Raw genomic sequence first — 5,704 nt, 5'->3', positions numbered from 1 at the left:
CCACATCTGTGGCAGTACGCAGTCTTGCGGGGTGGCGCTGTGCCTGTCGTGCCTGTGACAGGTGCCCCCCAACGAGGGGCGCGGCGGCGGCTTCTCTCTTTTCTTCGCGGCTGGCCACGGTTGGCCGGGCCTGCCGCTGTGCAGTTCCGATGGGCGATGTGGGGAACCTCGGGGGGAGCAGCATCCTCAAAGAGGGAAAGTAACGCACCGGCCTTCCAGCCGTACGCGCGGAGAAGAGAGACACAACATGCCCCCATCCCTCACGCCGAGCATCATCACCGCCTGGCTGGCCTGCCCGCACTCGCTCACGCTTCACCGTCTCGAGCACGAGAAGAAGATCGAGAAGGCCGATGAGCCGCGGAGCGCCTTCTCCCGTCTCGTGCGGAACAAGGGCGAGCACCACGAGCGCGAGTGTCTCGAGGCCCTGCGCGCCCGTTTCGGCACCTCGGCCATCTTCGAGCCTCCGCTGCTGAACAAGTCCGCTGAGTCGTTCGAGGTGTATCTCGGTCGCGTGACGCTGCCGGATCTGCAGGCGTTCAAGGGGCTCTATCAGATTCCGCTGGCGCACGACGGCATGCAGGGCATTGCCGACTTCCTGATCACGGTCGACGACGCGGGCCAGCCGCTCGAGACATTCATGCCCATCGATGCCAAGCTTGCACGCAAGGAGGCAAAGCCGGGTCACGTGCTGCAGCTCTGCTTCTATGCCGACGCGGTAGAGGCCATCACGGGGAAGCGTCCTGAGGGGGTTCGCATCTGGCTGGGCAAGGGCGGCGCTGACGCCATGGAAGAGATCCGACTCGACGAGATCGAGGGATACTGGCGCCAGGTTCGCGCTGATCTGGCGTCACTTCTCGAAGCGACCGCGCCCGAGGAGACCCGTCCGGAACCCTGTGACCACTGTGCGTTCTGCAAGTACCAGGGCCGCTGCGAGGGCGAGTGGCGCGAGGAAGATTCGCTTCACTTCGTCGCCTCCCTGACGCGACGCGACCGCGAGAAGCTGTCTGCTGCGGGCATCGCGTCGCGGGGCGCGCTGGCCTCGTCGACGGGTGAGGTGAAGCGGTTCGACGCAGCGCGACTGGCCCGCCTGCGCCTTCAGGCCCGCCTGCAGGTCGAGGCACGGCCGGACAGCTGTGTCGAGGTGGCGGTGTCGACGGACACGCCCGTGCACGTCCTGCCTGTGACCGAAGGCGAGGGCGCTTTGCGGGGGTTCCCACAGCTCCCCCCGGAAGACGCGGGTGATGTGTATGTCGACTACGAGGGCCATCCTTTCTTCACCGTTCAGGAGGGTCTCATCTTCTTGATCGGTCTGCTGTACAGGAACGACGCGGGCGACTGGGTCTACGAGCCGCGCTGGGCTCACAGCAAGGCCGATGAGGTTGAGCAGATGCGCAGGCTGGCGGTGTGGTTCGAGCACCGTCGGGCCCAGCACCCGGACATGCACGTCTATCACTACAACCACACCGAGCGCTCGACCATCACTTCGATCCTCGACGCGTCTGATGCGCCGGACGCGGTGGTGGAGACGCTGAAGACGTTGCTCAGCGAGGGGATCTTCGTCGATCTCTACACGGTGGTGCGCCAGTCGCTGGTGGTGGGGGTGGAATCGTACGGGCTCAAGACCATCGAGCGGGTGGCGGGATACGATCGCGCGGGCGCGCTGCAGTTCGCGGTCTTGCCGCTGCCACAGGGAGATGAGGCCGACGAGGCGCTGGCACGAGGCTCCGATGCCGTGCTGAAGTATGAGAAGTACGCGCACGGCACGCACCTCACCGAGGCGCAGCGCGACGCTCTTCTGGCAAGCATCGCGCACTACAACCTGCGTGACCTCGAGGCGCTCGTGGTGGTCGTCGGCTGGCTGCGTGCCCTGTGTCCGGAGGAGGTGCAGTGGGTTCGCCCGACGCCTCCGGGAGAGAGTGAGAATGTTCCTCTCGAGGTCGTGGCACGACTTCAGGAGACCGATGGGACGCAGGGCGAGCATCTGATGGCGGAGGTGCTCTCGTACTACAAGCGCGAGAAGAGTGCCCACGATATGCAGATCCGGGTGACGCTCGATGGGCACGAGGACGATCTCAGGGACGATGAAGAGGCGCTTGTGGGGCTGAAGTGGGTGGAGGGGGCGCTTGAAAGCCAGGATAACGGTAAGCGGCTGATAGAGGCGCACATCGGTCATCAGGCAATCAAAGATGACGTCTGGAAGGAGAGCGTGACTGTAAAGTATTCGGGTGGAGAACAATTCCCTTGCAAGCTTACCCTCAAGAATGTAGATCGAGAGAGACGCGTGGTGCGCACTGAGTGGCCGGGTGACCGACCGGCCAGCGCGGCACCAGAGGTTGTGGTACTGGATGGGTACAGGTTTGCAAAGCCAAAGCCAGAATCGCTTCAAGAGCAGGCGCAGAAGAGACTCGACACAGGCAGCTTCTCACCACTCGCGGGCAATCTGCTCATGCGTACGGCGGCCCCCGCTCCGTCAGGAGGCCATGCTGCCCAGCCTGACGCCATCGCGTCGCACATCCTGCAGCTCGATGAAGGGGCCGTCGTGCCGATTCAGGGTCCCCCGGGAACGGGCAAGACGTGGATGGGTGCAGAACTCGCCCTTCGATTGATCAATGCAGGGAAGACCATAGGGATAGTCGCGATGAGCCATGACGCTGCGAAAAATCTCGCGTTCACCCATAGGGATAGTCGCGATGAGCCACGACGCTTCGAAAAATCTCGCGACCACACTTCGTCGACAGGCAATCAAAGTGGGCGCGGGAGACAATCTTCGCATGGCCCACAAGTCCAACGGTGAGGCTGTTGACGGCGCGACAAAAGTTGGGAGTGCTCTCAGCGGGAAACGCCGTAAAGAGCACAACGTCTTCGTCGGAACACCGTGGTTCTTCGCAAACAAGACGTTTGCCCAACACCCCGTCGACTTTCTCTTCGTCGACGAAGCCGGGCAGTTCGCCCTCGCAGACGCGCTTGCGGTGAGCCGTGGCGCGCGGAGCATGGTGCTGCATCCCGAGGGCGTGGGGGTGAGCGTTCTCGAGCACATGCTCGCGGGGGAGCCGCTGGTGACGCCGGACCGTGGGCTCCTGCTCGAGACGACCTATCGCATGCACCCGGACGTGTGCGCGTTCATCTCGAGGTACATCTATCAGGGCAGGCTGCAGTCAGACGCCAGATGCGCAGAGCAGACCGTTCACGGGTTCGGAACGGGCCTTCGCCATCGTCTGATGAATCACGAGGGGTGCAGCGAGCGCTCTGATGACGAGGTGGCCGAGGTGGTGGCCATGGCCAGGCAGCTGCTGGGCACGACGTGGACGCACACGCAGGCGGAGGGCCCGAAACCCATGACCGCCGCCGACGTGCTCGTCGTCGCTCCCTACAACGCCCAGCGCCGCGCCATTCGCGCTGCCCTCGAAAGCGACCCGCGCACCGCTGGGGTGAGGGTGGGCACGGTCGACAAGTTTCAGGGTCAGGAGGCGCCGGCGGTCATCTTCTCGATGACGGCCTCGTCGGCGGCAGACATTCCTCGCGGGGCAGACTTCCTGTTCGACCGCAACCGATTGAACGTGGCCATCAGTCGGGCCCGGTGCCTGGCGGTCATCGTCGTGAACAAGGCGTTGCTCAACAGCCGACCGCGCGACATCGAGCAGATGCGCCTCATCTCCACGCTATGCTCGGCGGTTCAGTCGGGGACGCCCTTCCAGGTGGACCCGTCCATGTGATCTTTGGCTCCTCTTACAAGCGGGAACGATGGAACGGGTCAGCGAACTGTGACCCTCGCCGCTCGAATCGGGCTGCCAGGGCCAGGCCCGTTCCTGGGTGGGCGCAGCGCAGTCGAAGCGCGCACGGGTCTGTCCACCGTCAGCCGAGACACGGCCTGCACCACGCAAGGGATGTTGTCAGATGAGCGCTTCCTCTACGTCCTTGATCGCCCCCCAGAAGCAGATGACAGGAATGCTCGGCCATCCGGTGGCCGAGAATCCCATCGACCGCATGTTTGATGCCGTCTACGCGCATCACGGTCTGAACTGGCAGTTCTGGAAGAATGACATCGCCAGCGAATCCGACCTGGCGCTGGCCGTGGCGGCGCTGCGACCGCTCGGCTACCAGGGCATGTGCATCACCGTGCCGTGGAAGGTGGCGGTGGTTCCGCTGCTCGACGAGGTCGATGCAGATGTCCGCGCCATCGGTTCGGCCAACTACATGACCATCGAGCACGGGCGACTCATCGGGCACAACAACGACGGCAAGGGCGTCGTCAAGGCGATCAGCAAGGTGGCTCCGCTGCAAGGTCAGCGGGTGGTCATGCTGGGGGCTGGCGGCGCGGGCCGCGCCATGGCCATGGAGATCGCGTGGGCCGGTGCGGCCCATCTGACCCTGGTCACCCGTCGCGAGGATCAGGGCCGCGAGGTTGCGCAGCGGGTTCAGCAGGGGTCGGGCGTGCCGTGTGAATGGCAGCCGTGGGTTTCGCCTGTCCGCTTGCCCGAAGGCACGACGATGGTGATGAACGCCACGCATCTCGGGTGCGCGCCTGAGCTGGAACCTGTGCCGGTCGACTGGGAAACCGTCGAGCGCGGCTGTCTCGCGGTCGACGTGATCACCAATCCGCGCATCACCCCCTTCTTGCATACGGCCCGCGAGCGCGGCTGCAAGATCGTCGACGGCGTCGAGATGCTGGTGCAGTTGGCCATGCAGATCTTCGAGCAGTGGACCTGCATCCGACCGGAGGAAGCGGTCTTCCAGCACGCCGTGGCCGCTGCGCTGGGCGAATCCCCGGCACCCGTCGGAGCCGCCGCGGGGCCCCAGGGGGGATAGGGGCCGAGGGACGGTCCACGCCCGCGCGCTGGCGCTCAGAGGCGCCACGCGTTCTACCCAAGGGAGAGAGCGGCGGCCCTTCAGGGGGGCGCTTCTCTACCCTGCGTGCGCCCGCCAGGCCTCGAAGCCGCCGCTCATGGTCGCGACGTCGGTGAACCCCTGCTCGGCGAAGTAGGCGGCGCCGCCGATGCTGCTGAACCCGTGATAGCAGTAGACCACCAGCGGACGCGTCTTGTCGGCCGACGAGACGAACGCGTCGACCTCGCCGTCGTTCACGTGGATGGCGCCGGGGATGTGCCCTTCTTCGTACGACCAGGGGTCGCGCACGTCGACGAACGTAGCTGAGCCCTGCGCGATGAGCGTGTTGGCGTCTTCGACCGTGATCTCGCGGACGTCCATTCGATTCTCCTTCGGCACCGTGGTGTGCGGGTGAAGCCTCTGTTGTACTGCCACGAGGGCGGGGTTGGCAAGACGGCTGCAGCGCCTCGATGGGCCGACGCGACCGGCGAGCCGAGAAGAGATGAAGATTTCTCTCCGCGTCAGAAGTGTTCGGGAAGTCGCCGGACAATGCAAGGGGGAAGGCTTCATGCACACGCTCTCTGGTGCAGCGTCCTGGCCAGGCTCGTTCTTTGTGCTGGCCTGCCCCGGTGCTGCGCGCGATGCGCGCGATGCGCGCGCTTGCGTGCGGCAACGGTGTCGATACACGATAGGGGAGGAAAACCATGATCGACGCAAGTGACGACGCGGTGATTCGGGGGGAAGATCTGATCGAGAGCGGTGACCTCGCTGGCGCCTATGCGCTGACGATGCAGGTCACGCAGCACCAGCCGGACAACGCGGGTGCATTCAACAACCTCGGCGTCATCCATCATCTGCAGGGGCGCAACGAGATGGCGGC

Annotated in this window: 4 protein-coding genes; 3 read left to right on the top strand and 1 reads right to left on the bottom strand. The window is 64.9% G+C overall.

The genetic code is table 11. From position 1 onward, the window contains the following. The first annotated feature begins 247 nt into the window (after nucleotides 1-247). From EB084_18280 to EB084_18270, 3 genes are all read left to right on the top strand, one after another. Entirely contained in the window at nucleotides 248-2,794 is a 2,547-nt protein-coding gene (locus EB084_18280) for a TM0106 family RecB-like putative nuclease (protein ID NDD30208.1), read from the top strand. After that, complete coding sequence (locus EB084_18275; protein ID NDD30207.1) at nucleotides 2,646-3,713, top strand: hypothetical protein; 1,068 nt, start codon at nucleotides 2,646-2,648, stop codon at nucleotides 3,711-3,713. The genes EB084_18280 and EB084_18275 overlap by 149 nt, the downstream gene beginning before the upstream one ends. 223 nt (nucleotides 3,714-3,936) lie before the next feature. After that, the gene (locus tag EB084_18270) at nucleotides 3,937-4,806 is read left to right on the top strand and encodes a shikimate dehydrogenase (GenBank protein NDD30206.1); all 870 of its coding nucleotides are present in this window, start codon (nucleotides 3,937-3,939) and stop codon (nucleotides 4,804-4,806) included. Between the two features lie 96 nt (nucleotides 4,807-4,902). On the opposite strand, the gene glpE is transcribed toward EB084_18270, so the two are convergent. Beyond that, nucleotides 4,903-5,205: a thiosulfate sulfurtransferase GlpE gene (gene glpE / locus EB084_18265; GenBank protein ID NDD30205.1), complete on the bottom strand. Its 303-nt coding sequence runs from the start codon at nucleotides 5,203-5,205 to the stop codon at nucleotides 4,903-4,905. Between the last annotated feature and the right edge of the window lie 499 nt (nucleotides 5,206-5,704).

This window comes from Pseudomonadota bacterium (assembly GCA_010028905.1).
In the GTDB taxonomy this organism is placed as follows: Bacteria; Vulcanimicrobiota; Xenobia; order RGZZ01; family RGZZ01; genus RGZZ01.
This window is presented reverse-complemented; position numbering and strand designations above follow the sequence as displayed.

Bases quoted from the DNA above. Each gene is read 5' to 3' on its own strand.
- EB084_18280 (NDD30208.1), top strand. From the start codon at position 248: ATGCCCCCATCCCTCACGCCGAGCATCATCACCGCCTGGCTGGCCTGC.
- EB084_18275 (NDD30207.1), top strand. From the start codon at position 2,646: ATGACGCTGCGAAAAATCTCGCGTTCACCCATAGGGATAGTCGCGATG.
- EB084_18270 (NDD30206.1), top strand. From the start codon at position 3,937: ATGACAGGAATGCTCGGCCATCCGGTGGCCGAGAATCCCATCGACCGC.
- glpE (NDD30205.1), bottom strand. From the start codon at position 5,205: ATGGACGTCCGCGAGATCACGGTCGAAGACGCCAACACGCTCATCGCG.